A 26,171-nucleotide genomic window follows, 5' to 3' on the forward strand; every position below is an offset into this window, starting at 1 on the left:
CGATGACTACGCAAGTGAAACATGACGCCGCGCCAGTGCCATTGCTGGAACTGCGCGGCATCAGCAAGTCATTTCCCGGCGTTAAAGCCCTCAGCAATGTTGCACTGCGCCTGTATCCGGGTGAAGTGCATACCTTGATGGGGCAGAACGGCGCCGGGAAGTCGACCCTGATCAAGGTGCTGACGGGCGTGTACACGCCCGACGGCGGCGAGATTATGCTCGATGGCAAGCCCATCGCTCCTGCCTCGACCTCGGATGCCCAGGCTCTGGGCATCAGCACCGTGTATCAGGAAGTCAATCTGTGCCCGAATTTGTCGGTGGCGGAGAACATTTTTATTGGCCGCTATCCGCGCCGCTTCGGCGCCCGCTTTGGCCCGATAGACTGGCGTTCCATGCAGCAGCAGGCGCGCGCCTTGCTGCAGCAGTTGCAGATCGATATCGATGTGACGGCACAGCTATCTGCTTATCCGCTGGCGATCCAGCAGATGGTGGCCATTTCGCGCGCCCTGAATATTTCGGCGCGCGTGCTGATCCTCGACGAGCCGACCTCCAGCCTCGATGAAGCCGAAGTCAATTTGCTGTTCTCGGTGCTGCGCCGCCTGCGCGAGCAGGGCATGGCGATTCTGTTCGTGACCCACTTCCTCGAGCAGACCTACGCCATTTCCGACCGCATCACGGTGATGCGCAACGGCGAGCGCGAAGGCGAATACCCGTGCAGCGAACTGTCGCGCCTGGCGCTGGTCAATAAAATGATCGGCGTGGCGGCCGATACGCAGGCCCTGGCCGACGAACCGTTGCACGACGGCGCGGCCAGCTTTGGCCCGAACGTGCTGGAAGCGCAAGGCCTGGGCCGCAAGGGCGCGCTGGCGCCGATGGATTTTCATATCCGTCAGGGCGAACTGCTGGGTCTGGCCGGTTTGCTCGGTTCGGGCCGCACCGAACTGGCGCGCTTGCTGTTTGGCGCCGACAAGGCCGATACGGGCAGCATCCGCCTCGATGGCCGCGAAAAAACCTTTGCCGTGCCGCGCGACGCGATTGCCGCCGATATTGGTTTCTGTTCGGAAGACCGCAAGCACGAAGGCGCAATTTTGTCGCTGTCGGTGCGCGAAAACATCATCCTGGCCTTGCAGGCACGCACCGGCTTGCTGCGCGCGATTCCGTTCAAGCGCCAGCAGGCGCTGGCCGATGAATACGTGAAAGCACTGGGCATCAAGACGGCCAGCATCGAAACGCCGATCGGCAGCTTGTCGGGCGGAAACCAGCAGAAAGCCTTGCTGGCGCGCTGGCTGGTGACCAATCCCACCATGCTGATTCTGGACGAACCGACGCGCGGCATCGACGTGCGCGCCAAGCAGGAAATCATGAGCTATGTGACCAGGCTGTGCCGCAAGGGCATGGCGATCCTGTTCATCTCGTCCGAGTTGCCCGAGGTGCTGCGCTGCAGCGACCGCATCGTCGTCATGCGCGACCGCAAGGCCTGCGGCGAGTATGCGCGCGGCGAGCTCGACGACACCACGGTGCTGCAAGTGATCGCCGGCGGCGACCATGCCGCAGAAGAAGCCGCAGGGGTTGCAACATGACGATATCCACACCGGCCGGCGCCACGCGTCCGCCCTCCACCACGGATGGTTCCGTTTTGCATAACATCTTGACTCATCCGCTAGGCCGCCCCGTGGGCGCCCTGCTGCTGTTGCTGCTGGTGGCGTTTTTCACCATCCCCGGTTTTTTCCACCTCGAAGTGCGCGACGGCCATCTGTACGGCAGCGTGATCGACATCATCAACCGCGCCGCTCCCCTGATGCTGGCGGCGCTTGGCATGACCCTGGTGATCGCCACGCGCGGCATCGACATTTCCGTCGGCGCCGTGGTGGCCCTGTCCGGCACCGTGGCCGCCATGCTGATCGGTGGCACCATGGTGATGGACAACGGCGTGCCCACTTACGTGAGCAATATGCCGATGGGCTGGGCGCTGGCTGCAGCCCTGGGCGCGGCCTTGTTGTGCGGCGCCTGGAACGGCGTGCTGGTGGCCGGCCTGGGCCTGCAGCCGATTGTCGCCACCCTGATTTTGATGGTGGCGGGGCGCGGCCTGGCCCAGTTGCTGACGGACGGCCAGATTGTCACGGTCTACTACAAGCCCTTCTTCTTTATCGGCAGCGGCTATCTGTTCGGCTTGCCGTTTTCCCTGTACCTGGTGGCGGCCGTATTCATCATTACCGCCTTGCTGATGAAAAAGACGGCCCTGGGCCTGTTTATCCAGGCAGTCGGTATCAATCCGGTAGCCGCGCGCCTGGCCGGCATCAAGACGGCGACCCTGATCTTTTTCGTCTACGTGTTCTGCGCGGCCTGCGCCGGGCTGTCGGGCCTGATGATCAGCTCGAACATCAAGAGCGCCGACGCCAATAATGCGGGCCTGATGCTGGAACTGGACGCCATCCTGGCCGTCACCCTGGGCGGCACCTCGCTCGCCGGTGGCAAGTTCAGCCTGGTGGGCAGCATGATCGGCGCGCTGATCATCCAGACCCTCACTTACACCATCTACTCGCTGGGCGTGCCGCCGGAAGTGAACATGGTGGTCAAATCGGTCGTCGTGTTCCTCGTCTGCATGTCGCAATCGTCGGAATTCAAGCAATTGCTGCAACGGAGGAAAGCATGAAGGGCTTGCTGCATACCCCTTATTTCACCTCGCTCGTCACCGTGCTGTTGCTGGTGGTGATGCTGGGCCTGGGCGGCGCCCTGTATCCGGGCCTGCTGTCGACGCAGGTGATTTTCAACTTGTTGATCGATAACGCCTTTTTGCTGGTGATCGCCGTCGGCATGACCTTCGTCATCGTTTCGGGCGGCATCGACCTGTCGGTCGGCTCGGTGCTGGCGCTGTCGACCATGATCGCCGCCTGGCTGCTGCAGGTGGCGCACTGGCCGCCGCTGCTGGTCATCGCCACCGTGCTGGCGCTGGGCTGCGTGTTTGGCGCCAGCATGGGTGCCTTTATCCACTACTTCAAGCTGCAGCCCTTTATCGTCACCCTGGCCGGCATGTTCCTGGCGCGCGGCCTGTGCTACCTGATCAGCATCAATTCGATCACCATCGACGATCCGCTGTATGTGGCCATGTCGCAGACGCAATTGCAGTTTCTGGGCGGCTTTGTCTCGCCCGGCGTGGTGATCGCGGTGATCACCCTGCTGGCGGCGGTGTGGCTGGCGCACGCCACGCCGTTCGGCCGCGCCGTGTATGCGATCGGCGGCAATGAACAGTCGGCGCTGATGATGGGCTTGCCGGTGGGCCGCACCAAGGTGCTGATCTATGCCTTCAGCGGCTTTTGCGCGTCCCTGGGCGGCGTGCTGTTTTCCTTCTACATGCTGTCCGGCTACGGCCTGCATGCGCAGGGCACGGAACTCGATGCGATTGCCGCTGTCGTCATCGGCGGCACCTTGCTCAGCGGCGGCTACGGCTATGTGGCCGGCGCCTTGTCGGGCGTGCTGGTGCTGGGCACCATCCAGACCCTGATCGCCTTCGACGGCACGCTCAGTTCCTGGTGGACCAAGATCGTCATCGGCGGCCTGCTGTTCGTGTTTTGCGTGGTGCAGCGCCTGATGGCGATGGGGCAGAAGAAAACCGTCTGACCGCGCAACTGATTTTGATCGGGCCATCGGCGTTTCCGCCGGTGGCTTTTTTTTGTACCGTACAGGAGATATAGCGATATCTATAATATCGATATCGAATGATTTCCGATATCGATCATGATATGATTTATTATGGATACTCTCAACCCCAACTGGTTCCTGCGAGCCCGCCTGAAGACGCGGCAACTGCTGCTCCTGATCGCCCTCGACGAGCAGCGCAATATCCACCGCGCAGCCGAAGAATTGCACATGACTCAACCGGCCGCGTCCAAGCAGATCAAGGACCTGGAAGAGATGCTCGACGTGCGCCTGTTCGACCGGCTGCCGCGCGGCATGGAGCCGACCATCTTCGGCGAAACCATGATACGCCACGCGCGCATGGCGCTGACCAGCCTGTCGCTGGCGCACGACGATATCGTCGCGCTCAAGTCCGGCCTGACAGGCCAGGTCGAGGTGGGCATCATCATGACGCCGGCCATGGCCCTGCTGCCGCGCGCGATTGCCCGCATCAAGCAGCAGGCGCCTTTGATGCGCATCGGCGTGCATGTGGAGCACAGCAACACCCTGATGGACATGCTGCAGCACGGCAAGCTCGATTTCATGATCGGCCGCATCCTGGAAAAAGAGGGCAGCGCCGGTCTCGTGTATGAAGAATTGACGGAAGAGCCCGCCAGCGTGGTGGCGCGCAATGGCCATCCTTTGATGTCGCGCAAGAATCTGCAATTGAAGGATATCTCGTCCCAGCCGTGGATACTGCCGCCGCAAGGCAGCATCCTGCGCCACCGCTGCGACATGATGTTCCGCCGCGCCGGCCTCGAACCGCCCGTCAACACGGTCGACACCACCGCCTTGCTGTTGATTACCTCACTGCTGCAGCAGACCGATTCGCTGCACGTGATGCCGACCGAGGTGGCGCACTACTACCAGTCGCTCAACGTGCTGAGCATTTTGCCGATCGACCTGCCGTGCAAGATGGACGCCTTCGGCATTATCCGCCAGCGCGACCATCTGCTGTCGCCGGGGGCGGACATGCTGCTCAAAGCCGTGCTGGTCGCGGCCAAGGACATGTATTAGTCGGGTACTTCGAAGAAGAACAATTGCACCAGCCGGCCATTGTCGGGCGAGTCGCCGAATACATTGCTGAGCGAATGGAAATAATGGCCCTGGTACATGATCAGCCGGTTGTGGCGCATCGGTACTTCCAGCAGGGCCTGCCAGCTGTCGCGCCGTTCCTGCAGCTCGTTGAATTTCTGTACCTTGCTGTTCGGCAGCCAGCGCTTTTGAAAATCCTTGAAGCTGGCGTAGCCGCCCGCCTTGACCTGCGCCTCCGGCAGGCGGCGGTACCAGCCGCTCGGCTGGTGGCGCCAGAAGGTGGTGCCGCCCTGGCATTGCTCGGGCGGGTTCAGGTACAGCACGCCCGCATAAAAATTGAAATTGCTGCCCGTTTCGTTGTCGACATGGATATCGGTGCGCGCCATCGCGTCGGCATAGCTGAGGCGATAGGAGCCGTTGTCCGGTGAAATAAAGCGGATCTCGCGGCCCAGCGCGGTGGCGATGCGCTCCATGATGGCCTGGCAGGGCTGGCCGTCGGTCTGGCTGCCCGGATAATTCTGCCCCGCATAGCGCTGCTGCTCGAACGGCAGCGCCAAAGCCTCGGCGCGCCAGGCGGCCGGGTCAGGCAGGAAGTCGTCGATAATGTGCAGGTCGGTTTCACGCAGAAAATCCTGCAATTGCTCGCTCACCTCCAGTTCGCTCAAACGTTCCGGCTGGTTCGGATGCGGGCTGGCAAAGCCGACCTTGCACACTTGCGCCAGTGCCGGGTGCAGCGCCAGCGCCTGCTCGTAGCGCTGCAGTGCCAGTGTGCGCTGCCCGCTGCGGTAGTAGAGTTCGGCCAGGCCTTGCAGGGTTTGCCAGCGCTCGGGGCGCAGGGCGCGCGCCCGTTCCAGCTCCAAGATGGTTTCCGGCACGCGCTGTCTGGACAGCAGCAGCTCGGCGTGGACAATCGCGTAATCGTGTTCCTGCGGCGCCAGCCGGGCGGCCTGGGCGTAGCTGGCCAGGGCCGCGTCGTTGTCATTGCCGCGCATCACATTGCCCAGGTGATGGTGGAACAGGGCGTTGTCCGGCTGCTGCCTGAGCGACAGTTTTAACAAACCCAGTCCCATCGCCGGCTGGCCCAGTTCCAGCATCGCCAGGCCCTGGAAATGCTGGGCTTCGGCCAGCGATGGTTGCGCTTTATAGGCCGCCTGGTAAGCGTTGATCGCTTCGATCAGCTTGCCCTGCTGGTGCAGTTGACGGCCCTTGGCCAGTTGTTGTTCCGCCGGTGTCTGTTCGCCCATGTTTCGCATTTCCGTTGAGTGTGGCGAACAGTGTAACCGAGCACGCTTTTACATGGCAGCGCTGACGGGAATTTCTTCGCCATTGAGCTTGATCGCCACCTTGACGATCTGCGCCTTGACCTGGCGCGCCGCCATGTCCGCTTCCTGGGCGTAGGCATACACGACGATGGCAAAATTTTTGTAGCTGCTGCGCGCCGCCTCGATCTTGCGCGCCGCTTCCTGGTCGACTTTGAGCAGGCTGTAGCCGTCGCCATTCGTAAAGCCCAGCTTGTAGTCGCCATTGTCGTACATGTAGTAATAGGTGCCGGCCTCGGCGAACTTGGCGGGGAAGGCGCCCTTGTCCATCGCGTACGGCGACAGCGCGCCCTGGCCGTTGATCTGGTAGCGCAGGTAGCGACGGGTTTTCGCTTCGCTGACCCTGGCGTCGATCTGTGGCTTGATGGCGTCGAGCACTTCCTGCTTGCGGAAGGCGTCGTCGGTGCTCGTGTATTCACGCGAGATGCGCTGCGCCACGCCAGCATAGTCGGGCGGTACGCCGGACAGGGCGATATAGCTGTACATCAGCTGGTTGCCGCTGGTGATATCGACATAGCTGGCGCCTGGCGTGGCCGGGTCGCCCTGCGGCAGGCTGGCGGCGGCCGCTTTCACTTGCGCCCTGGCGGCAAGGTCGGCGCTGCTGGTGGCGACCGGCGCCGGCGCATCAGGCGTGGCCGTTTCCTTTTTACCGCAGGCGGACAGGATCAGGACGATGGCGAACAGGGCAGGCAGGGTGCGTTTCATGATAGTGGTCCTTGTAAATGTGGCGTAAGAGAAGAGGGGATCAGACAATGCTTTTGCGTTTGAACTCGCCGTAACCGTAGGCAGCGAGCACGATGCTTGATGCGAGTACCAGGTAAAAACCCAGGCCGAAGGACATGCCCTGCCAGACCTGGCCCAGCATTTCGCTGGCCATCTGCTGCGCCATGCTGGCGGCCCGTGCGCCGGCGATGCCGCTCATGGCGGAACCCGCGTCGCTGATGGCGCTCTTGATATTCATGTACAACATGCCGGTGTGCAGCACGATAAACAGCAGTGGCGCGCACTTGCCCAGCGCCGCTTTCGGATGGTTCGACGCCATGGTGGCGAAGCAGGCACCGAGTGCCAGCAGGAAGAAAAACTGGCTTGACGTAAAACCGCCGCCACCGCCGCGGGCAAAGCCTTCCAGGCTGTCGGCGGACAAGCCCAGCAACTGCCAGTAGGAGCGCGAGACGGCGGCGAACAGGCGGATGTTGATGGTGTTGAAGAGCAAGGCGCCGGCCACCAGCACGCCGATGGCGCCCAGCGCCTTGACGCCCAGAGCGGCGACGGCATTGCCCCACACCTGCTGGCCTTTTTCGCGCGCCAGCCTGGCGGCGCCGGCCATTTCTTCCTGGGTGATCTGCCGCGCCGTGACCAGGCTCAGGCTGTCGACGGCGCCGGCACTGGTGAAGCGCACATCGACGGCGGCATTGATGGCGGGGGCGGTGTCCGAGCGCCAGTGACTGGCGACGTCGAACGGGTATTGCACGCCGCCGACGCTGACGGTGCCCTGGCCGCTGGGCTGGCAGGTCAGGATGCGGCCGCGTGCGGCGGTGATTGAAGGTGCTTGCATGGTGTACTCCCTGGTCACTGTCATGCTCTATTGCATGTACCCTCGCTTAACGAGGGCAGTGCCAGGAAATACAAAATTATGTTGAGCTATTTTTTCGGCGGCTGCATCAGGTCCCTGGCGGCACCCTGGTAATCCTTCATCAGGCCCATCAACGCATCCTGCAGGTGGCGCGCCGCTTCCTGCGGTGGCGCGCCGGTGCGCCGCGCCAGGTCGAATTGGTAGGCATGGGCCGGGCTGTAGCCGGCCTGCGAGGCGGCGTCGAGCAGCGCGCCGGCGCGCTTCAATGACGCCGGGTCGCCTTTGCCCATCAGCAGTTCGGCCAGATAGGTCTGCGCGACCGGAAAATCTTTCGCGGCCGCCTTTTCCAGCCACTGCATGCCGGCCTTCGGCTGCTTGACGCCAGCGTCGCCGCCGCCGATGCCGTAGCCCAACGCGGTCTGCGCCACCAGGTCGCCCGCGCGCGCGCGTTTTTCCAGTTGCTGGCGTGGAAACGGCCGCGCCGCGATCTGCATGCGGATTTCATAATTGATGTCTTGCAGCACATTGCCGGGCCAGACCCTGGCACTGCCGGCCGCTGGCGGTTTGACAGCAACGGCGGGCGGCAGCGGCGCGCGCGTGCCGCCATTGTCATTGCTGGCCAGCACGCCAGGCGATGGCTCGGCCGTCACCTTGCCGCTACCCATGTTCAGCACCAGCCGAGCCGAAGTCTCGCCAAACGACACGCGCGGCTTTTGCACCTCGTGCGTCATGGTTGCCACGCGCGAGGCGACTTGCGAAAACAGCTCACCCATCGGCAATCCCGGTGCGTCGAGCGCGTCAAGCAGGGCGCTGGTGTAGGGGCTGTTGCGCGAGTCGGGCGACCAGAAGTCGCGCGCCAGCGCGCCGGGGCCGGCCGAATAGGCGATCACCACGCCGCGCGGCGCGGCCATGTCCGAAAAGCCGTGACTGGCGGCACCGTTGCCATGGCCGGGCACCTGGGCGCCGCCGCGCGTGTATTCCTGGCGGCAAGCGTCGAGGATCAGCACGGCGCCGCGCGCGCCGCTGCGCTGCAGGTCGCCGGCCAGGCTGGCCACCGACACGCCCTGCGCCTCGATCGCGCTGCTGCTGAGGGCATGCATGTTCGCGCCGATCGGCAGCACATAATTGGCTTCGCCCGCCTGGGCGCCGTGGCCGGCATAGAACACCAGCGCGATATCGGCGCCGCGCGCCTTGGTGGATAATTCGGCCGAGGCCTGTTGCAGCTGCGCGCTGTTGATATCGGTGCGCAGCAGCACTTCGAAGCCCAGCCGGCGCAAGCGCTCGGCCATGGCGCGCGCGTCGTTCACGGGATTGAGCAACGGTTGCGGATAGGCGGCGTTGCCGACTACCAGCGCGATGCGCTTGCCCGGGGCTGCTACAGCCGCGTGCGCATGCAGGAATGGCAGGAAAACCAGCATCAACAGCAGCAGGACCAGGCGGCGCATCGCTCTCTCGTAGGTTGTTGTGTGTGTAACAAAAAGTTAGCGATTTCCACATTGATATGAGAAAATTGCCATGATGCATTTTACCTTACTGACAAGTTTTGCCTGTCTGCAAGCGTATTTTTCCCGGCCGCAGGTATCAGCAGCGCATACCGCGTGCCCCCACACACGATCGGACCGGCTTTGCAATCGGAACAATTTGAACGCATCCAGGATTTCTGGCACCGCCGCCAGCAGCTCACGCAGCAGGAACTGGCGCAGTTTTATCAACGCACCATCGCCGCCCTGGCGCCTTGCCGTCCGCGCGAAGCGGCCGCGCTTGGCGACACCCTGGCGGACTTGCGCCACCATTTCTTTATCGAAAAAGTGCTGGGCAGCGACAGCACCTCGGTGCCGATCCACATCGGCGCGCTGTTTTTGTATTTCAAGCGCTTTATCATCGACCAGCTGCGCAAGCTGCCCGAGGGCGGTGGCGGCGAGGACGACGCCGCTTGCCACCTGCCAGCGCCCGACGAGTATGCGCAGGCGCTGCGCGACTATCAACTGACGCCGCAACAGGTGCGCACCGCCGCCGAGACCTTTATTACGACCTTGTCCGATGACCTGATCCTGCTGCTGCGCCATTGCGGCTGCGGCGGCATGCCCGTCAGGGAACTGGCCGAGCAGATCGCCTCGGCGCATTACCACGGCGGCAAGCTGGGCCTGGTGCACAAGCAACAGGGCGACGCTGCCAGCGCCGGCCGTCAGATCGTCCAGCCCGCCCATCGCACCACCTTGCTGGGGGCCTGGGTATTGAATCTGCTGAAACTGCGCGTCGGTGATAGCTTGAGCGCGCAGGATATCGACGCGGCGCAAATAGTTTTGGATATTTTGTGCCTGGCGGCGTTAAACCAGCATGTGGAGCCTGCATCCACCCACCCGAACATCAATGAAAGGCCAACGGCATGACCGCGCTGACGCCCTCGCTGGCCATGATTGCCGCCCGTCTGGAAACGGCCCCCGCCGACATCGAATTGCTGACGGACGAAGTCGTCCAGGGCGACACGCCCGACTGGCGCGACATTGCCGTGTCGCCCCATCTGCTCGAACATTTTGCGCGCCGCAACGACGCGGCGCCCCTGGCGAAGCGCCCCATCGGCGGCGGCCAGATCCATGCATTGGCGCGCCGCCCCGGCTTTGGCGCGCTGCTGATCGACGCCTGGCAGCCGGCGCTCGGCCAGTGGCGCGGCTGGCTCGTCACGCCCGACGCCGCTTACGCCGACGCCTGCGCCCTGGTGGTCGAAGAGCGCGACGCGCCGGTCGACCCGCGCGCCGGCCTGGTGCTGTGCGACATGCCGGTTTGCGTCGGCGTGGCCGAGCTGGGCGCCTGCCTGGGCGTATTGAGCCAGGATCGCCTGCAGGCGGCGCGCTGGCTGGAGCAGCATGGCCGCGACAATGCGGCTGTGGCAGCGCCCGGCGTGATCGCCCGCGTGGCGCTGCCCGGCGGCTACGCCCTGACCGGCACGCCGCTGGCGACCGAACTGCAGCAGGACGGCCGCCTGGCCTACCGGCAATTGCTGCGCCAGGGCTTGCAGCAGTTGCAAATCGCAGCTGCGCCAGCGGCTGCCACCCCGGCCGTTGCGGTCACTCCTGTCACGCCCGTCAGGGCGGCCAATGCCTCGCGCTGGCTCAAGCTGGTCACCGCCGTGGCCGCTACCGTGATGGTGGCGCAATCCATATGGATCTTCCTGCCGACCGAGTTCACCGGGAGCGGCAATGCCGAGTACCGTGGTGGCGGCAGCGGCGTCGAAACAGGCAAGCGCATCCGCGTGCTGTTCCGCGCCGACGCCACCGAAGCGGAGATCCGCGTCTGGCTGCGGCGCCAGCAGCTGGAAATCGTCAGCGGCCCCGACACCATGGGCGCGTTTACCCTGCTCACGCGCGACCAGCAGACAGTCTTGCCGCCGCCCGGCGCGGGCAACCCGCTGGCCGTGATCAATCCGTAAAATTTCACCAGAAAGCTTTCCAGCATGAACACGCATAAAAATTTTGCTTCCGCACACTGGCGCAAACTGGCCGCCGCCATCGCTGCCGGCCTGTTGTTGTCGGGCTGCGCCATGCAGCCCAATGGTCACGGCGGCGTCATGGTGGGCCTCGATACGGCCGAACTGTTCGGCACGCCACTTTCCACCTTCCGCCTGCGCGACGGCACCGAAGGCACCTTGCGCAAGGACCCGCAGGGCAAGTTCTCGATCAAGCTGTCGCAGGCGTTTCGCGTGGTGCCGCTGGCCAATGCCATCACGGCGCGCGTGGCGCGCGTGGAAAATGTCGGCGAGCGCACGGTGGTGATCGTCGAGACCCAGGAGCGCGGCTGCGCCTACCGCTACGAGGTGCTGGCCTTCCAGGGCACTGACGTGCTGCAATGGACGATCGGCAATTGCAAGGATCGCCCGCGCGTGGAACTGGCGCCTGATGCGAAGTCGCTCAATATCGACTTTCCGAACTACAACCGCCTGTCGCGCCAGATCTATACCGACAGCCGCCTGCTCAATACCAGCGTGCCGGTGCCGCCCGGCGTCGATACGCGTTTGGTGCCGTTTGCCGACGACGCCTTGCGCGGCGCGGCGCCGGCAGTCGTCAACACGCCGATAGGCGAGTCTGCCGCGCGCGTGATTCCGGCGCCGCCAGCGCCTGCCACCCCCGCCGCACCGAAAGCGACGCCGCGCGACACGGCACGCCGCCACGGTGCGCCGGCCAAGGCCGCAGCGTCCAGCCCCGCAGCCATCAGCCTGCCGGCGCCACGCACCTCGGCGCCCGCGCCGATGATTTTCCAGGCCGACGAGATCAAGCCCGTCGTGATCGACCTGAGGAAATAAGATGGCGGCCAGTTTGCGCAGTCTGCAGATCCGGCAGACCTTGATCCTGATCGCCCTGACCATCGTCTACCTGTGCTTCGAGCTGGGCTTCAATGCCCGCCTGCTCGACGTGGTGGGCGGCGATGTCGATCCGACAGCGGTGGAGGACGTGGAGTTTTACGGCCGCAGCCTGTCGGGCATCGCCGCCGCGCTGGTGGTGCTGCAACTGATGTGGCGCCGTCGCCTGCGCATCGACACCACCGGCCCGAGCTGGAAAAAAATCGGGCTGTGGTCGCTGGCCACCGCCGTCATCGTCTTCATGGTGCTGAAAACCTTTGTGACCGTGCTGGTCAACACACGCGACGCGCAATTTCGGCGCATGGCGTTTACCACCACCCTGATGCAGCGCTCGCTGGTCGGCGGCAGCCTGCAGTTGCAGGGCCTGGTCGACGATCCCGGCCTGTTTGCCCAGCCCGAAGGCAAGGCCTTCCTGGCGCTGTTTCCGGCCCTGGCCGTATCGGTCGGCCACCTCGACGAGCGCATGGAGCCGGCCAAGGAGCAGTTGATCAATTTTAATGTACGCAAGCTCGCCGGCGGCGCGGCCGGCTACTATGAAAAATACCAGCAGGCCATCAAGGAGGTGCACGATCGCTGGAAACTGTATTCGGGTATGATTCCCGACAACGATCCCGGCCTGCAGGCCAAACAGCAATCGTCATGGAACGATTACGAGCAAAGCCTGTCGCGCCACGGCTGGCGCCCCGAATCGGTGCCGGCGCGGCGGCGCGCGGCGGTGGTCAACAATGTGCGCAAGAAAGTGCCGGTGCCGGCCAACTGGCACCCGGCCGACCAGCTGTCGTTCCGCCTGGCCGTCAAGCGCCGCTATGCGTCGGAAGCGGCCAGCAAGGGCGTCACCGTCAAGGGTGACCGGATTCCACCCGGCCTGTCTTTCCCGGCCTTCGTGGCGCGCCCCGGCATCCAGGCCGTGCTGCGCGACGGGCCTGACGGCGGCAACGGCAGCGAAGAGAGCCGCGGCCTGCGTTTGCCCAGGGGCGCGGTAGTGCAGGATGCCTACGGCAGTCCGGCCGAATTTGGCCGCCTGTTCGACCAGTTCGCGGCCCACGTGACGCAGGAAAAACTGCTGGAGTACCGCGCCAGCCCGGTCGACTTCGAGGGCGGCGGCAAGTACTTTGTCAAGGGCAAGGACGCCGCCCACGCGGCCATCGTGCCGCCGGTGGCCCTGTTTTTTTCCTTGCTGGGCGCCATCGGCCATTTCTCGAAATTGCTGTACCTGATCGCCACCGTGGGCCTGTTGGTACTGGCCGCGCGCCGTGGCGAAGAGGCGGGCAAGGATGGCCAGCTGAGCCGCCGTTCGGCGTGGATCGCCACCGGCGTGCTGGCCAGCGCGTTCCTGGGAATATGGGGCATTTTTACCGTGTCGGACAATCATGTCACGCGCAGCGAGCTGTTTCGCCAGATGCTGGACTGGAATCGCCGGGCCGAGGACGGCAGCACGCGCTGGCTGATCGCCGGCAAGGGCTTGTTGGCCAATTTCACGCATGTGGTGGCGGTGGGCCAGGGCTATAGCTACCCCGTCAACGAAGCGATCCGAGTCAATATTTTGCAGGGAATGGAATATGGTTATCACCCGAAGGAAAAATAAGGCCGTCGCGCTGGCGCTGCTGTTCTGCCTGTGCGGCACCGTTGCGCAGGCCGAGTGCCTGGGCATGAAGGTGCAGGCCCACCGTGGCGCGGGCAATGCCCCGGAGAATTCACTGAGCGCCTTGCGCAATGCATATTTCGGCAACTGGGACGGCGTCGAAACGGACTTGCAACTGCTCGGCGACGGCAACTGGGTGGTGCACCACGATCTGATGACGGGCCGGGTGGTCGATAGCGGCCAGCCCTTGGCCGTCAGGCAGATGAACGCCGAGCAATGGCGCGCGGCCAGCATGAAAAACCGTGGCGTTACCACGGCCGAAACGCCACCCTTCGTGGCCGACCTGGCCGACCTGGCCACGCCATTCCCGGCGAAAACCCTGAACGCGGAAATCAAGGACCTGGTGCCGTCCTGCGCGCCGATCGAGGCGCTGGTGCAGCAGCTGCGCGCTGGCGTCAAGCACGGCAACTGGTTCCTGACGTCCGCCGTGCCGAACAACCTGGTCTGCGCGCGCAGCGCCGATCCGCAAGGCTACCTGGGCCTGATCGTGTTCGACGCGCGCAATGCGCAGGCGTTTGGTGCCAACCGGGTCAGCCGCTTTATCGCCAAAAATGCGCGCGCGCCCAAACTCGACAAGCCCTGGCTGCAGCGCGTGCAGCAGCAGATCGGCATGCCGGTCGGCGTGCATGTGGATGCGCGCAGCCTGGACGCCAATCCTGCCCTGCTGGCGGACGCGGCCAGCCTGAACATGCCCGTGTTCGTGTATGCGGTCGATGGCGATTCGGCCCTGGCGGCGTCCTTGCTGCGCGCGCAAAAGCGCAGCCACCGCTGGCCCAGCGGCGTTATCGTCGACGGCAGCGGCGAGGCGTTTTGCGGCATGCTCGATTAGCCCATCAGCCGAGCTGGTCTGCCGGCAGCCGGCTGCGGTGCTCCCAGTGCGATGACAGTACCATGGCGGTGCTGGTCTTGCCGATTTTCCCCAGCGAGCTCAAGCATGCTTGCAGGTGCTCGGGGTTCTTCAAGGCCAGGCGCAGCAGGGCGCAATGGTTGCCGGTGGTGGCATGCAGGGCCAGTACTTCCGGCCGTGTGGCGGCCCAGGCGTCAAGCGCCTCGTGCGACTCCACCGTGACCTGCACCAGCGCTTCAAAGCTGTAGCCCAGCGCGCGCAGATTGAGCCGCACCGAGTAACCCTGAATGACGCCGCTTTCTTCCAGGCGCTTGATGCGTTCGGCCACGGCGGGCGAGGTCAGGTGAATGCGCCGGCCGATTTCGGAGTAGCTGTAGCGGGCATTTTCTTGCAGCAAAGCGAGAATTTTCCGGTCGTGGGCGTCGAGTTCAAGATTCAAGGCAAACACTCCATAAAAACTGCAAACCTGTTCCCGGCAGCGGGGAAAGTCCTTCGATGCTGCATGGCGCCATCGGGCCGCGCTGCCTATCATAGCCACTACCGCAAACAAGGAGGCAATATGCAGCAATTGACCGATACCGCGCGCCTGAATGGCATGCACGACTTTGATTTCCTGCTGGGGCCGTGGCAGGTGGAAAACCAGCGCCTCACGCAGCGCCTGCAAGGCGGTGATGATTGGGAAACCTTCAGCGCCACCCAGTGCAACCAGGCCTTGCCCGGCGGCATAGGCAACTACGACGATTTTATGGCGGCGACCTGGCGGCCCGGTTTTGTCGGCCTGTCCTTGCGCATCTTTAACCCGCAAACGGATCGCTGGAGCATCTACTGGCTCGACAATCAGAATGGCGGCCTCGGCGGCAATGGCCTGCTGCAGCCACCGGTGGTGGGCCGTTTCAACGACGGCGTCGGCGTCTTCGAAGGCGACGACATGCTGGACGGCCGGCCGATCCGCGTGCGCTACACCTGGTGCGATGTGGCCGGCGCCACGCCCTGCTGGGAGCAATCGATGTCGGCCAATGGCGGCACCGATTGGGAGGTGAACTGGCGTATGCGCTTGCGGCGTCCTGATACAAAATAAACTCAGACCGGCGGCGGTTATTGTCGTGACGTTTATGGCAATATGACCATATTGCGGCGCAGCTTGCCGCACCCACTTTGCCCGCCACTTTTGCCATGACGATCGCAGCTCCAGCCAACTGCGCCGCGCTTGCCGGCAGCGCCATCGGCGCCATGTTCTACTCCCTGTTCGGCGGCGCCTGGGTGGCCGGCTGGTGCGTGCAGCGCTACGGCGCGCAGCCGCTGCGGCTGCTGCCGATCGCCGCCATCGCCGCCTTTTTGTTCATGCTGGCCTGGCGCCAGTTCCGCCGCCACCGCGCTGCCCATGCGGCGCAGGCGGGCACGCGCGAGGACAAGCGCAACAGCCGCTGGTTCAACCTGATCAATGCGGGGCAGTGGATCGGCATTTTTATTGCCGGCAATGTACTGAAGCACTTCGGCCTGCAGGCGTGGTTTATCCCGGCCGCGATTTTGATTGTCGGCCTGCATTTCTTTCCGCTGGCCTGGCTGTTCAAGGCGCGCCGCCATGTGGCGATCGGCATGGCGCTGACCGTATGGGCCATAGCCTACCCGCTGAGCCTTCCGCTGGGGCCGTTTGATCCCATCGGTTGCCTCGGCGCCGGCCTGATCCTGTGGACGGCGGCGCTGTCTGCCCTGCGCAGCGGTTTTGCCGTGCAGCAGCGTCCCGTCCAGCCCTGAAAACAGGGCCTGCGGCAATCCTGCCGCAGGCCTTTCTGTGGCACCGCAACATCGATAATGTTTGCATCCCGAGGCGCGCTGGCCTATAAATGTAATCGATTACATTTTTTGAAGAAGCCCATGCCGTCCCTCGTTCCCCTCCCGCCAGCGCCAGAGAGCGCCGTGTCGATCAGCGCCGTCGCCGCCCATGCGGGCGTGTCGGTGGCGACCGTCTCGCGCGTGATGAATGACCACGGCAGCGTGCGCGCGCCGACGCGCGACAAGGTGCTCGCTTCGGTGGCCAAGCTCGGCTACCGCATGAATCACCTGGCGCGCAGCCTGCGCACCTCGGAAAGCCGCATGCTGCTGACCATGGTGCCCGATGTCGGCAACCCCTTCTATGCGCAGATCGTGCGCGGCATCGATACGGTGGCGCGCGAGCACGGCTATTTCGTGCTGCTATGCGACACGGGCGCTGACGCAGGCCGCGAGCGCTCGTATTTCGACTTGCTGCGCATGCACCGCGCCGACGGCGCCATCTGCCTCGATCCCGACACCGTCCAGCATGCGCTGTCGCATGAATCGATCAGCCTGCCTTGGGTGGCCTGCTGCGAATTCGATCCCGGCGTGGCCGTGCCCTATGTCGGCATCGACAACCACCGCGCCGCCTGCGACGCCATCGCGCATTTGCTGGCGCAAGGGCATACCCGTATCGGCCTGATCAATTCCGACGAATGCTATCTGTACGCGCGCCAGCGCCGGCACGGTTATCTCGACACCCTGGCCGCCGCCGGCGTGCAGGTACAAGCGCAATGGATGCGCACCGTGCAAAGCCTGGACTACGAGGCTGGCACGCAGGCGGCGCTGGAGCTGATGGCGCAAGCCGATGCGCCAACGGCCATCTTCGCCGTGTCCGACACCCTGGCCATCGGGGTCTTGAGCGCGCTGCGCCAGTTAAACAAACGCGTGCCGCAGGATGTGGCCGTGATCGGCTTTGACGATATCGCCATTGCCGCACAGATCGACCCGGGCCTCACCACGATCGCGCAGCCGATGCGCGAACTGGGCGAGACGGCGGCGCGCTTGCTGTTGCAGCGCCTGGCGAACCCGGCAGCGCAAGTGCCGGGGGTGGTGCTGCAACATCAACTGGTCTTGCGGGGGAGTGCATAGTGAGCGTTGCCGTCCGATTTGAAGCGATCTGCAAGGACTTCGGTCCGGTACGGGTCTTGCATGGCGTCAGTTTTGAATTGTCGCCGGGCAGGGTGTATGGCTTGCTGGGCGAAAACGGCGCCGGCAAGTCGACCCTGATGAAAATCCTGGCCGGCTACGAGGCCGTCAGCGAAGGCCGCTTGCTGATCGACGGCCAGCCGCAGCGTTTCACCGATTCGCGCGCGGCAGAAAACGCCGGTATCGTGCTGATCCACCAGGAATTCAACCTGGCCGAACACCTGACGGTGGCGCAGAACATGTTTCTGGGCCATGAAAGAACCCGTGGCTGGCTGCTCGACGAAAAAGCCATGAACGAGGAGGCCTCGCGCTATCTGAGCCAGGTGGGGCTGGACGTATCGCCCGCCACGAAAATTCGCGACCTCATTGTCGCCGAGAAGCAGCTGGTGGAAATCGCCAAGGCGCTGTCGCGCCGCGCACGCTTTTTGATCATGGACGAGCCGACCGCCACCTTGACCTCGTCGGAAACCCGGCGCCTGTTCGCGGTGATGGCGCAACTGAAAAGCGACGGCGTCACCATCCTGTATATCTCGCATAAACTCGATGAAGTCGAGCGCAATACGGACGAGGTGATCGTCATGCGCGACGGCCGTTTTGTCACGCGCGAACGGACGTCCAGCCTGACGCGCCAGCAGATGGCCAACCTGATGGTGGGGCGCGAATTGTCCGACATGTTCCCGGCGAAAGTGCCGCTGGCACCAAGCGCGCCGGTACTGTTGAAGGTCGACGGTTTGAGCGTGCCGGGCTGGTCGAAAGACCTGTCGTTCGAGGTGCGCGCCGGTGAAGTGCTGGGCTTTGCCGGCCTGGTGGGGGCAGGCCGCACGGAGTCCTTCGAGGCATTGCTGGGACTGCGCCCGCGCAGCGCCGGCACCATCCACCTGAACGGCAAGCCGGTCAATATCCGCACGCCGCGCGAGGCCATGGTCGGCGGCATGACTTACCTCAGCGAAGACCGCAAGGGCAAGGGCCTGCACGTGAACCTGGGCCTGCGCGAAAACCTGACCATGATGACGATGGAGCGCTATGCGCGGCCCTGGCTCGATGTGAAACAGGAAAAGGCGGCGCTGGCCACCGCCGTGATTGACTTCAATATCCGCACCGGCGACCTGGACAGCCGTGCGCGCATGCTGTCCGGCGGCAACCAGCAAAAGCTGGCGCTGGCCAAATACCTGCATGCCGATCCGCGCGTGATCGTGCTCGATGAACCGAGCCGTGGCGTGGACGTGGGCGCCAAGCGCGACATTTACTTTCTGATTCATCGCCTGGCCGCCGAAGGGCGCGCCGTGATCGTGATCTCGTCCGAATTGATCGAACTGATCGGCCTGTGCCACCGCGTGGCGGTGATGCGTGCCGGTACTTTGCAAACCACGCTCGGCGCCGAGCACCTGACCGAAGAGGAGTTGATTGCTCATGCAACCGGCACGCACTGACACTATCCCCCGTTCATTGACGCAACTGGGCGCGCGCATCAAGGGCTACGGCCCCGTGCTGGGCCTGATCGCCCTGTGCATCGCGGGCACCTTGCTCAACGGCGACTTCGCCACGTTGGATAACCTCATGAACGTGCTCACGCGCACGGCGTTTATCGGCATTATCGCCGTCGGCATGACCTTCGTGATTATCTCGGGCGGCATCGACTTGTCGGTCGGTTCGATGGCGGCCCTGATCGCCGGCTGCATGATTTATTTCATGAACCAGCTGGCCATGGGCGCGGGCGGCGACCTGGCGCCGATCACCATGCTGGTGCTGGGCATCGTCATGGCCCTGATCCTGGGCGCCGGCTTTGGCCTGATGCATGGCTTGCTGATCAGCAAGGGCAATATCGAACCATTCATCGTCACCCTGGGCACGCTCGGCATCTTCCGCGCGGTGCTCACTTACCTGGCCGACGGCGGCGCGCTGACCTTGGACTCCACCCTGTCCGACCTGTACAGCCCCGTGTATTACACCAGCGTCCTCGGTGCGCCGATTCCGATCTGGATCTTTCTGTTCGTCGCGGCGGCCGGCGCCATCATTCTCAACCGCACCACCTTTGGCCGCCATGTGCAGGCCATCGGTTCCAACGAGCAAGTGGCGCGCTATGCGGCCATCCATGTCGACCGCGTGAAAATCGCCACCTATATGCTGCTCGGCGTGTGCGTCGGCATTGCCACGGTGCTGTATGTGCCGCGCCTCGGTTCGGCCACGCCGACCACCGGTTTGCTGTGGGAGCTCGAAGCGATCGCCGCCGTCGTGGTGGGCGGCACGGCACTGAAGGGCGGCGAAGGCCGCATCGTCGGCACCGTGATCGGCGCCATCTTGCTGTCCGTGATCAGCAATATCCTCAATTTGACCAGCATTATCAGCGTCTACCTGAATGCCGCAGTGCAAGGCGTGGTGATTATCGCCGTCGCCTTCCTGCAGCGAGGCCGCAAATAAAAACACAGCGGCGTTTGACAGGGCGGCCGCAGGCCGTCCATAACCTTGGAGGAGAGCAGCATGAACAGCTTTATTCGTGTAGCAGGGATGGCGGTACTGGTAATGCAGGCATGGGCCGTGCCGATGGTGGCGCAGGCTGCAGACAAGCTGGTCGTCGGCGTGGCGATTCCGACCGCCACCCACAGCTTTACCTCGGGTATCGTGTGGTGGGCCAACCAGGCCAAGACCGAGCTGGAAAAAGCCCATCCCGGCGTCAAGATCATCGTCAAGACGGCCGCCACTGCGCCCGAGCAGGCCAATCAGTTGCAGGACATGTTGACGGTCAACAAGATCAACACCCTGGTGATTTTCCCGATCGAATCGGCGTCCCTCACGCAGCCGGTGGCGCAGGTAAAAAACAAGGGCGTCTATGTGACCGTGGTCGACCGTGGCCTGACCAATACCGAGTCGCAGGACGCGTATATCGCCGGCGACAATACGGCGTTTGGCAAGTTGCCGGCCGAATACCTGGCGAAAAGCCTGAACGGCAAGGGTAATATCGTGGTGCTGCGCGGCATGCCGACCACGCTCGACAACGAGCGCTTCGACGCCTTCAACGCCGTCATGAAGGGCCACCCCGAGATCAAGATTCTCGACGCCAAATATGGCAACTGGAACCGCGACGACGCCTTCAAGGTCATGCAGGATTACCTGACCCGCTTCAAGCAGATCGACGCCGTCTGGGCGGCCGACGATGACATGGCCATCGGCGTGCAAAAGGCGATTGCCCAGGCCAGGCGCAGCGACATCAAGCAGGTGTTCGGCGGCGCCGGCGCCAAGGGCGCGGTGAAGAAAATCATGGACGGCTCCGACCCGCAAATCGTCGCCAATGTATCGTACTCGCCAAAGTTCATGTACGACGCCATCAAGCTGACCACGGAAGCGCGCCTGAAAGGCGAAAAACTCCCGGCCAAGACCATCATCCCGTCGGTATTGATTACGCGCGACAATGCCAAACAGTTTTACTTTCCCAAGTCGCCGTTTTAATGTTGATGCCCCGGATGTCGCATTCCGGGGCTAAAGGATATCCATGAAAACCATCCAGGGTCCGGCCATTTTCCTGGCCCAGTTTCTCGGCGACGAGCCGCCGTTCGATACGCTCGAACACCTGGCGCAGTGGGCGGCCGGCCTCGGCTACCAGGGCTTGCAGCTGCCGACCGCGCCGCGCCTGTTCGACCTGGAGCAGGCCGCAGGCAGCGACCAGTATTGCGACGACGTGATCGCCGTGCTGGCGCGCTACGGCTTGCAGGTGACGGAACTGTCGACCCATCTGCAGGGCCAGCTGATCGCCGTCCATCCCGCCTATGACGCCCTGTTCGACGGTTTTGCGCCCGAGCATGTCAAGCGGGACCCGGCCGCGCGCACGGCCTGGGCCACGCAGCAACTGCTGTGGGCCGCGACCGCCTCGCAGCGCCTGGGTTTGAGGGCCCATGTGACGTTTTCCGGCGCGCTGGCCTGGCCCTATCTGTACCCGTGGCCGCAGCGTCCCGCCGGCCTGGTGGAAACAGCGTTTGCCGAGCTGGCCAGGCGCTGGCTGCCGATCCTCGACGCATTTGATGCGGCCGGCGTCGACCTTTGCTATGAGCTGCATCCGGGCGAAGACCTGCATGACGGCGTGACGTTCGAGCGCTTTCTGGGTGCCGTGAACCAACATCCACGCGCGTCGATTTTGTACGACCCCAGCCACTTCGTGCTGCAGCAGCTCGACTACCTGGCCTTTATCGACATCTACCATGAACGGATCAAGGCCTTCCACGTAAAAGATGCCGAGTTCCGGCCGAACGGGCGCCAGGGCGTGTATGGCGGCTATAGCGACTGGCAGGACCGGGCCGGGCGCTTCCGCTCGCTCGGCGACGGCCAGATCGATTTCAAGGCCATCTTTTCGAAGATGGCGCAGTACGATTTTCCCGGCTGGGCGGTGCTGGAATGGGAGTGCTGCCTGAAGCACCCGCAAGACGGCGCGGCCGAAGGCGCGCGTTTTATTCGCGAGCACATCATTCGCGTGGCGGAACACGCGTTCGACGACTTTGCCGGCAGCGCGGTGAACCCGCAACAGCTCAAGCAATTGCTTGGCCTGAAGCAAGGAGACTGAAATGCAGCGCAGAATACGGCTGGGCATGGTAGGGGGCGGGCAGGGCGCGTTTATCGGCGCCGTGCACCGCATCGCGGCGCGCATCGATGACCAGTATGAGCTGGTGGCGGGCGCCTTGTCGTCCGATGCTGCCCGCGCGCACGAAAGCGGGCAGGTGCTGCATCTGGCGCCCGAGCGCAGCTACAGCGACTATCGCGCCATGGCGCAGATGGAGGCCGCGCGCGCCGACGGCATCGAGGCCGTCGCCATCGTCACGCCCAATCATTTGCATGCGCCCGTCGCCACGGCCTTCCTGGAAGCAGGCATCCACGTGATCTGCGACAAGCCGCTGGCCATTTCCCTGCACGAGGGCAAGGCGCTGGCGGCGCTGGCAAAGCAAAACAATCTGCTGTTTGCCCTGACCCACACCTACAGCGGCTATCCACTGCTGCGCCATGCGAAAGCCATGGTCGAGGCCGGCGAGATCGGTGACTTGCGCCTGGTGCAGGTGGAATACTCGCAGGACTGGCTGGCCGCAGCGATTGCTGCCGGTGGCATGGCGCAGGGCAACTGGCATAACGATCCATCGCAAGCCGGGCCGGGCGGCACGCTGCTCGACGTGGGCGTGCACGCCTATCATCTGGCGCAGTTTGTCAGCGGACAGACACCGGACACACTGCTGGCCGAACTGTCGACCTTTGTGCCGAACCGTAGCCTGGACGACCATGTGCAGGTGATGCTGCGCTATGCCAACGGCGCCAGGGGGACGCTGTGGGCCAGCCAGGTGGCGACCGGCTGCGAAAACACGGTGCGCCTGCGCCTGTTCGGCAGCAAGGCCCAGCTCGACTTCGACCAGGAACAGCCGAACGCGCTGTGGTTCACGCCGCAGGGCGGCAACCGCCAGCTGTTGCGCCCGGGCAGGGTCGACAGCGCCGCCGCGCGGCACGCCACGCGCGTGCCGGCCGGCCATCCTGAAGGTTATCTGGAAGCGTTTGCGCAGCTGTATCTGGACGCAGCATTGACCATCCGCGCGCTGCAAGCGGGCCAGGCGATCCCCGAAGCGGCGCGCTCGCTGCCGACGGTGGACGATGGCGTGGCCGGGCTGGCGTTTGCCGAGGCCGTGCTGCGCAGCCATGCGGCGGGCGCGCAGTGGACTGCCGTGGCGCGCTAGCCGGCTGCTACACTGGGCGCATGCCTACCGTTACCATTCTCCCGCAGGGCTGGCAATTTACCGCCAGCCTGGACACCACCTTGCTGGCCGCCGCCGAACTGGCCGGCATACGCCTGCTCAGTTCCTGCCGCAACGGCACTTGCCGCAGCTGCCTGTGCCATATGCCAAAGGGCAAGGTGCGCTACACGGTGGACTGGCCCGGTGTGAGCCTCGACGAGCGGCTGGACGGCTATATTTTGCCGTGCGTGGCGGTGGCCGAGTCCGACGTTACCCTGCAGGCGCGGGCGGTGCGAAAAGTTCAGTCCTGAGCACCCTTGAGCCGCTGCAGCAGCGCCTCCACGCTGTCGCCCACCGGCAGGCCGTGGCGGCGCAGCAGCTGCACATGCAGCACCAGGTTTTCCAGCACCAGCTTGGCCGCCACGGCCAGCAGGGCCAGGTTGCGGTCTTCCGGCGTAAAGCTTTCCATGGCGTCGGCCATCTCGCACAGATGGTTGGCGATCAGGCCGCGCAACTCCTGCTCGTTGAAGGGCAGGTCGGCAAAATCGATCGGGTCGGCCACTTCCACTTCCTGCATCAGCAGCGCTAATTGTTCCGGGGTGATGGGCATGGCTGTTCCTGTTTCTATGGCTGTTGCGTGATGGCGTAGTAGCAGAGAAAAATATCGACCGCCAGTGCCGTTACTTCTTGCTGGCGCGCCGGGGCGAGCAGCGGCTCGCCGAGCGTGATCTGCGGCCAGAAGGCAAAGGTTTTCAGCGGCGACATCAACAGGTGCGCCACCTCCAGCGTTTCGCCCGCCCTGATGCGCCCATCCTGCTGGGCGGCGCGGATCCAGATATTGAGGCCGGTTTCCTTTTCGTTCAGGCGCGCCACCATGGCCTGCGCGCGCTCGGGCGAATGGATGGTTTCGCCAAACACCACGCGCGCCAGGTCGATAAAGGCGGCGTCGCACAGCAGCACCATTTTCTGCTCGACCAGGGCCAGTACCTGCGGGCGCAGCGGCTGGTCGGTCACATACGGCACGGCCGGCTGGGCCGCGCTGCTTTCCCACAGGCGCTGCAGGATTTCCGCGAACAGTTCGTCCTTGCTGGGGAAATGGTTGTACACGGTGCGCTTGGAAACGGCGGCCGTGGCGGCAATCTTGTCCATGCTGGTCGCATCAAAACCGTGCTCGCGGAACTCGGCGATGGCGGCATCGACGATGGCGACGCGCTTGCGGTCGGTCAAGCGTTGCGGTGAGGCCATGGCTGCAAATCTCCTTTGAAAACAATATTTTACACCTGCTGGTTTACTTTGCTCAAAATCAGAACTACACTGTGTAGTGTAAATTTTACTTGTAGTTGAACCGATGGGCCGCACATGTCCTTGCATCACCTTATCTTTCTGGGAGTCTTGATGAGCATCAGTTCCTGCACCCTGCGCGCGCAGCCGGCCGAGACCACCGCGCCGGCCGCAACTACCGTGCTGCAACGCGTCGACGGCAAGTTCCGCAATCCGGTCGCCATGCACAAGCTGGGCGGGTTTGAGACCATGAAGCTGATCTGGGCCGTGGCCGTCAGCAAGCCTGCCGGCACGGTGCCGACCAAGGCGGTGCCGGTGCAAGCCTTGAGCCAGGCGCAGCTGCTGGCCGCGCCCGACAATACCCTGTTTCGCCTTGGTCACTCGACCTTGCTGCTGAAACTGAACGGCCATTTTTTCCTGACCGACCCGGTGTTTTCCGAGCGGGCGTCGCCGGTGCAATGGGCCGGGCCGAAGCGCTTTCACCAGCCGCCGATCAGCATTGAAGAATTGCCACCGATCAAGGCCGTGATCTTGTCGCACGACCATTACGACCACCTCGATCATGCGGCCGTGCTGGCGCTGGCGGCCAAGACCGAGCATTTCGTCACGCCGCTGGGCGTGGGCGACACGCTGGTAGAGTGGGGTATCCCCAAGGCCAAGGTGCAGCAATTCGACTGGTGGCAGGGCGTGACGTTGGAGGGCGTGCGCCTGGTGGCGGCGCCGTCGCAGCATTTCTCGGGACGTGGCTTGTTCGATGGCAACAAGACCCTGTGGGCTTCGTGGGTGATCGAGGCGCCAGACCTGCGCGTGTTTTTCAGCGGCGACACCGGCTATTTCGACGGCTTCAAACAGATCGGCGAACAATACGGGCCGTTCGACGTGACCATGATCGAGACGGGCGCCTATGACAAGCTGTGGCCGGACGTGCACATGCAGCCCGAACAGACCTTGCAGGCGCACCTGGATTTGAAGGGAAAATGGCTGATACCGGTACATAACGGCACTTTTGACCTGGGACTGCACGCCTGGCATGAGCCGTTCGACCGCATTGCGGCGCTGGCCGCCAGGCGCGGCGTGAAGCTGTCCACACCGCAGATGGGCGAAGCCGTCAATCTGCGTGATCCGCAGCCGGGCCAGAAATGGTGGCTGACGGTGGTGGAGCAGGAAATGGCGGAGTGATCAGGCTGTAGTATTGATCAGGCGGCCGATCGATTGTCCCAAACTGTTCAGTTGCGGCGGCACCGCGATGCTGATTGCCTGTTCCAGCTGCGGCACCTTGACCGGCGTCTGGCTGCTGGCCTGGGCCTGTTGCGTGCTGCGCTGGGTGTCGCTCAGTTGTTCCTTTTCCCTGATCAGCTGCCGGCGGCTGTCCGCCAGCTGTTCGCTATCGCGCTGCACCTGGTTCTGGCCTTGTTCGACCCGCCGTTGCGCCGTTGCCAGGCTCGCTTGCAGGGAATTGATGGAAGACAGAGAGGCCACAATAGTCACCTTGGATGTGTGCGGATCGACAGGAACGGCTTAACCTGAATCAAGAGTAGAACAAATTTTCGCACAGCGCCAGGCAACGGTACTTTCTTGATAAGCCAGGCGTGCGCTGCTTCACATGGGAGTTTCCCCTGATGCAATCTTGAAGTAAGCACCTGCTATCATGGCAAGATGTCTTTTGCATATTAATAGTGATGTTGTTTTCATACCATTTTTGCTGCTGCATGACAGTCGCTTGCCAGCTTGTCTGGGCTATAATCGAAGGCTATGACAGCTAGCCACGGCCCTGCGGCACAGATAGTA

The 26,171-nt window shown here is 63.7% G+C and carries 27 protein-coding genes; 19 read left to right on the forward strand and 8 right to left on the reverse strand.

Features of this window, described 5'->3' with window-relative positions; genetic code table 11:
• The first annotated feature begins 2 nt into the window (after positions 1-2).
• The 4 genes from CD932_RS11645 (at position 3) to CD932_RS11660 (ending at position 4,692) form a co-directional block, all read left to right on the forward strand.
• Positions 3-1,580: a sugar ABC transporter ATP-binding protein gene (locus CD932_RS11645; protein ID WP_094442785.1), complete on the forward strand. Its 1,578-nt coding sequence runs from the start codon at positions 3-5 to the stop codon at positions 1,578-1,580.
• Positions 1,577-2,653: an ABC transporter permease gene (locus tag CD932_RS11650; protein WP_094442786.1), complete on the forward strand. Its 1,077-nt coding sequence runs from the start codon at positions 1,577-1,579 to the stop codon at positions 2,651-2,653. The genes CD932_RS11645 and CD932_RS11650 overlap by 4 nt, the downstream gene beginning before the upstream one ends.
• Positions 2,650-3,618, forward strand: a complete 969-nt coding sequence (gene yjfF / locus CD932_RS11655) for a galactofuranose ABC transporter, permease protein YjfF (RefSeq protein ID WP_094442787.1) — start codon at positions 2,650-2,652, stop codon at positions 3,616-3,618. The genes CD932_RS11650 and yjfF overlap by 4 nt, the downstream gene beginning before the upstream one ends.
• 132 nt (positions 3,619-3,750) lie before the next feature.
• Positions 3,751-4,692, forward strand: coding sequence for a LysR family transcriptional regulator (locus CD932_RS11660; RefSeq protein WP_094442788.1), 942 nt, complete (start codon positions 3,751-3,753; stop codon positions 4,690-4,692).
• On the opposite strand, the gene CD932_RS11665 is transcribed toward CD932_RS11660, so the two are convergent.
• The 4 genes from CD932_RS11665 to CD932_RS11680 form a co-directional block, all read right to left on the reverse strand.
• A complete protein-coding gene (locus tag CD932_RS11665) occupies positions 4,689-5,954 on the reverse strand; it encodes a DUF6445 family protein (protein ID WP_094442789.1) in 1,266 nt (421 codons plus the stop codon). The genes CD932_RS11660 and CD932_RS11665 overlap by 4 nt on opposite strands.
• A gap of 48 nt (positions 5,955-6,002) precedes the next feature.
• Positions 6,003-6,734 carry a hypothetical protein gene (locus tag CD932_RS11670; RefSeq protein WP_094442790.1) on the reverse strand — a complete coding sequence of 244 codons (732 nt, stop codon included), beginning with the start codon at positions 6,732-6,734 and terminating at the stop codon, positions 6,003-6,005.
• Positions 6,735-6,774: 40 nt separating this feature from the next.
• A complete protein-coding gene (locus CD932_RS11675; RefSeq protein ID WP_094442791.1) occupies positions 6,775-7,584 on the reverse strand; it encodes a hypothetical protein in 810 nt (269 codons plus the stop codon).
• An 86-nt stretch (positions 7,585-7,670) separates the two neighbouring features.
• Positions 7,671-9,047, reverse strand: a complete 1,377-nt coding sequence (locus tag CD932_RS11680; protein ID WP_094442792.1) for a caspase family protein — start codon at positions 9,045-9,047, stop codon at positions 7,671-7,673.
• 153 nt (positions 9,048-9,200) lie between these two features.
• Here CD932_RS11680 and CD932_RS11685 point away from each other — a divergent pair, with 153 nt between their 5' ends.
• Genes CD932_RS11685 through CD932_RS11705 form a run of 5 tightly spaced genes read left to right on the forward strand, consistent with a single transcriptional unit; the run spans position 9,201 to position 14,427 of the window.
• Complete coding sequence (locus CD932_RS11685) at positions 9,201-9,992, forward strand: hypothetical protein (RefSeq protein ID WP_141213231.1); 792 nt, start codon at positions 9,201-9,203, stop codon at positions 9,990-9,992.
• Positions 9,989-11,029 carry a hypothetical protein gene (locus CD932_RS11690; protein WP_094442794.1) on the forward strand — a complete coding sequence of 347 codons (1,041 nt, stop codon included), beginning with the start codon at positions 9,989-9,991 and terminating at the stop codon, positions 11,027-11,029. The genes CD932_RS11685 and CD932_RS11690 overlap by 4 nt, the downstream gene beginning before the upstream one ends.
• A gap of 24 nt (positions 11,030-11,053) precedes the next feature.
• The gene (locus CD932_RS28800; RefSeq protein ID WP_094442795.1) at positions 11,054-11,899 is read left to right on the forward strand and encodes a hypothetical protein; all 846 of its coding nucleotides are present in this window, start codon (positions 11,054-11,056) and stop codon (positions 11,897-11,899) included.
• A gap of 1 nt (position 11,900) precedes the next feature.
• Positions 11,901-13,541 carry a hypothetical protein gene (locus tag CD932_RS11700; protein ID WP_254926557.1) on the forward strand — a complete coding sequence of 547 codons (1,641 nt, stop codon included), beginning with the start codon at positions 11,901-11,903 and terminating at the stop codon, positions 13,539-13,541.
• Complete coding sequence (locus CD932_RS11705) at positions 13,516-14,427, forward strand: glycerophosphodiester phosphodiesterase (protein WP_094442796.1); 912 nt, start codon at positions 13,516-13,518, stop codon at positions 14,425-14,427. The genes CD932_RS11700 and CD932_RS11705 overlap by 26 nt, the downstream gene beginning before the upstream one ends.
• Positions 14,428-14,431: 4 nt before the next feature.
• On the opposite strand, the gene CD932_RS11710 is transcribed toward CD932_RS11705, so the two are convergent.
• Positions 14,432-14,884 carry an Lrp/AsnC family transcriptional regulator gene (locus CD932_RS11710; RefSeq protein WP_176460931.1) on the reverse strand — a complete coding sequence of 151 codons (453 nt, stop codon included), beginning with the start codon at positions 14,882-14,884 and terminating at the stop codon, positions 14,432-14,434.
• Positions 14,885-15,004: 120 nt separating this feature from the next.
• On the opposite strand from CD932_RS11710, the gene CD932_RS11715 reads away from it, so the two are divergent.
• From CD932_RS11715 to CD932_RS11755, 9 genes are all read left to right on the forward strand, one after another.
• Complete coding sequence (locus tag CD932_RS11715; protein WP_094442798.1) at positions 15,005-15,523, forward strand: hypothetical protein; 519 nt, start codon at positions 15,005-15,007, stop codon at positions 15,521-15,523.
• A 95-nt stretch (positions 15,524-15,618) separates the two neighbouring features.
• Complete coding sequence (locus tag CD932_RS11720; protein ID WP_141213233.1) at positions 15,619-16,200, forward strand: hypothetical protein; 582 nt, start codon at positions 15,619-15,621, stop codon at positions 16,198-16,200.
• 120 nt (positions 16,201-16,320) lie between these two features.
• On the forward strand, positions 16,321-17,349 hold the full coding sequence (locus tag CD932_RS11725; RefSeq protein ID WP_094442800.1) for a LacI family DNA-binding transcriptional regulator: 1,029 nt from the start codon (positions 16,321-16,323) through the stop codon (positions 17,347-17,349).
• Complete coding sequence (locus CD932_RS11730) at positions 17,349-18,836, forward strand: sugar ABC transporter ATP-binding protein (RefSeq protein ID WP_094442801.1); 1,488 nt, start codon at positions 17,349-17,351, stop codon at positions 18,834-18,836. The genes CD932_RS11725 and CD932_RS11730 overlap by 1 nt, the downstream gene beginning before the upstream one ends.
• Complete coding sequence (locus CD932_RS11735) at positions 18,817-19,824, forward strand: ABC transporter permease (RefSeq protein ID WP_094442802.1); 1,008 nt, start codon at positions 18,817-18,819, stop codon at positions 19,822-19,824. The genes CD932_RS11730 and CD932_RS11735 overlap by 20 nt, the downstream gene beginning before the upstream one ends.
• Before the next feature lie 87 nt (positions 19,825-19,911).
• Complete coding sequence (locus CD932_RS11740; protein WP_254926613.1) at positions 19,912-20,850, forward strand: substrate-binding domain-containing protein; 939 nt, start codon at positions 19,912-19,914, stop codon at positions 20,848-20,850.
• A gap of 43 nt (positions 20,851-20,893) precedes the next feature.
• Positions 20,894-21,955: a sugar phosphate isomerase/epimerase gene (locus CD932_RS11745; RefSeq protein WP_094442804.1), complete on the forward strand. Its 1,062-nt coding sequence runs from the start codon at positions 20,894-20,896 to the stop codon at positions 21,953-21,955.
• Position 21,956: 1 nt separating this feature from the next.
• Positions 21,957-23,105, forward strand: a complete 1,149-nt coding sequence (locus tag CD932_RS11750) for a Gfo/Idh/MocA family protein (protein ID WP_254926558.1) — start codon at positions 21,957-21,959, stop codon at positions 23,103-23,105.
• 20 nt (positions 23,106-23,125) lie between these two features.
• Positions 23,126-23,413, forward strand: coding sequence for a 2Fe-2S iron-sulfur cluster-binding protein (locus CD932_RS11755; RefSeq protein WP_094442805.1), 288 nt, complete (start codon positions 23,126-23,128; stop codon positions 23,411-23,413).
• Here CD932_RS11755 and CD932_RS11760 read toward each other — a convergent pair.
• Both CD932_RS11760 and CD932_RS11765 read right to left on the reverse strand, forming a co-directional pair.
• Positions 23,404-23,712 carry a hypothetical protein gene (locus CD932_RS11760; protein ID WP_094442806.1) on the reverse strand — a complete coding sequence of 103 codons (309 nt, stop codon included), beginning with the start codon at positions 23,710-23,712 and terminating at the stop codon, positions 23,404-23,406. The genes CD932_RS11755 and CD932_RS11760 overlap by 10 nt on opposite strands.
• A 14-nt stretch (positions 23,713-23,726) precedes the next feature.
• Positions 23,727-24,347, reverse strand: coding sequence for a TetR/AcrR family transcriptional regulator (locus CD932_RS11765; protein WP_094442807.1), 621 nt, complete (start codon positions 24,345-24,347; stop codon positions 23,727-23,729).
• Between the two features lie 150 nt (positions 24,348-24,497).
• On the opposite strand from CD932_RS11765, the gene CD932_RS11770 reads away from it, so the two are divergent.
• Positions 24,498-25,562, forward strand: coding sequence for an MBL fold metallo-hydrolase (locus CD932_RS11770; RefSeq protein WP_094442808.1), 1,065 nt, complete (start codon positions 24,498-24,500; stop codon positions 25,560-25,562).
• On the opposite strand, the gene CD932_RS11775 is transcribed toward CD932_RS11770, so the two are convergent.
• Positions 25,563-25,862 carry a hypothetical protein gene (locus tag CD932_RS11775; RefSeq protein WP_094442809.1) on the reverse strand — a complete coding sequence of 100 codons (300 nt, stop codon included), beginning with the start codon at positions 25,860-25,862 and terminating at the stop codon, positions 25,563-25,565.
• Between the last annotated feature and the right edge of the window lie 309 nt (positions 25,863-26,171).

The organism is Janthinobacterium sp. PC23-8 (assembly GCF_002250505.1).
GTDB lineage: Bacteria > Pseudomonadota > Gammaproteobacteria > Burkholderiales > Burkholderiaceae_D > Janthinobacterium.

Excerpts from the sequence above, each read along its gene's own strand:
- CD932_RS11660 (WP_094442788.1), top strand. The coding sequence starts at position 3,751 with ATGGATACTCTCAACCCCAACTGGTTCCTGCGAGCCCGCCTGAAGACG.
- CD932_RS11760 (WP_094442806.1), bottom strand. The coding sequence starts at position 23,712 with ATGCCCATCACCCCGGAACAATTAGCGCTGCTGATGCAGGAAGTGGAA.
- CD932_RS11665 (WP_094442789.1), bottom strand. The coding sequence starts at position 5,954 with ATGGGCGAACAGACACCGGCGGAACAACAACTGGCCAAGGGCCGTCAA.
- CD932_RS11745 (WP_094442804.1), top strand. The coding sequence starts at position 20,894 with ATGAAAACCATCCAGGGTCCGGCCATTTTCCTGGCCCAGTTTCTCGGC.
- CD932_RS11715 (WP_094442798.1), top strand. The coding sequence starts at position 15,005 with ATGCAGCAATTGACCGATACCGCGCGCCTGAATGGCATGCACGACTTT.
- CD932_RS11740 (WP_254926613.1), top strand. The coding sequence starts at position 19,912 with ATGGCGGTACTGGTAATGCAGGCATGGGCCGTGCCGATGGTGGCGCAG.
- CD932_RS11725 (WP_094442800.1), top strand. The coding sequence starts at position 16,321 with ATGCCGTCCCTCGTTCCCCTCCCGCCAGCGCCAGAGAGCGCCGTGTCG.
- CD932_RS11680 (WP_094442792.1), bottom strand. The coding sequence starts at position 9,047 with ATGCGCCGCCTGGTCCTGCTGCTGTTGATGCTGGTTTTCCTGCCATTC.
- CD932_RS11650 (WP_094442786.1), top strand. The coding sequence starts at position 1,577 with ATGACGATATCCACACCGGCCGGCGCCACGCGTCCGCCCTCCACCACG.
- CD932_RS11735 (WP_094442802.1), top strand. The coding sequence starts at position 18,817 with ATGCAACCGGCACGCACTGACACTATCCCCCGTTCATTGACGCAACTG.
- CD932_RS11755 (WP_094442805.1), top strand. The coding sequence starts at position 23,126 with ATGCCTACCGTTACCATTCTCCCGCAGGGCTGGCAATTTACCGCCAGC.
- CD932_RS28800 (WP_094442795.1), top strand. The coding sequence starts at position 11,054 with ATGAACACGCATAAAAATTTTGCTTCCGCACACTGGCGCAAACTGGCC.
- CD932_RS11770 (WP_094442808.1), top strand. The coding sequence starts at position 24,498 with ATGAGCATCAGTTCCTGCACCCTGCGCGCGCAGCCGGCCGAGACCACC.
- CD932_RS11675 (WP_094442791.1), bottom strand. The coding sequence starts at position 7,584 with ATGCAAGCACCTTCAATCACCGCCGCACGCGGCCGCATCCTGACCTGC.
- CD932_RS11670 (WP_094442790.1), bottom strand. The coding sequence starts at position 6,734 with ATGAAACGCACCCTGCCTGCCCTGTTCGCCATCGTCCTGATCCTGTCC.
- CD932_RS11705 (WP_094442796.1), top strand. The coding sequence starts at position 13,516 with ATGGTTATCACCCGAAGGAAAAATAAGGCCGTCGCGCTGGCGCTGCTG.
- CD932_RS11765 (WP_094442807.1), bottom strand. The coding sequence starts at position 24,347 with ATGGCCTCACCGCAACGCTTGACCGACCGCAAGCGCGTCGCCATCGTC.
- CD932_RS11645 (WP_094442785.1), top strand. The coding sequence starts at position 3 with ATGACTACGCAAGTGAAACATGACGCCGCGCCAGTGCCATTGCTGGAA.
- CD932_RS11690 (WP_094442794.1), top strand. The coding sequence starts at position 9,989 with ATGACCGCGCTGACGCCCTCGCTGGCCATGATTGCCGCCCGTCTGGAA.
- CD932_RS11700 (WP_254926557.1), top strand. The coding sequence starts at position 11,901 with ATGGCGGCCAGTTTGCGCAGTCTGCAGATCCGGCAGACCTTGATCCTG.
- yjfF (WP_094442787.1), top strand. The coding sequence starts at position 2,650 with ATGAAGGGCTTGCTGCATACCCCTTATTTCACCTCGCTCGTCACCGTG.
- CD932_RS11750 (WP_254926558.1), top strand. The coding sequence starts at position 21,957 with ATGCAGCGCAGAATACGGCTGGGCATGGTAGGGGGCGGGCAGGGCGCG.
- CD932_RS11720 (WP_141213233.1), top strand. The coding sequence starts at position 15,619 with ATGACGATCGCAGCTCCAGCCAACTGCGCCGCGCTTGCCGGCAGCGCC.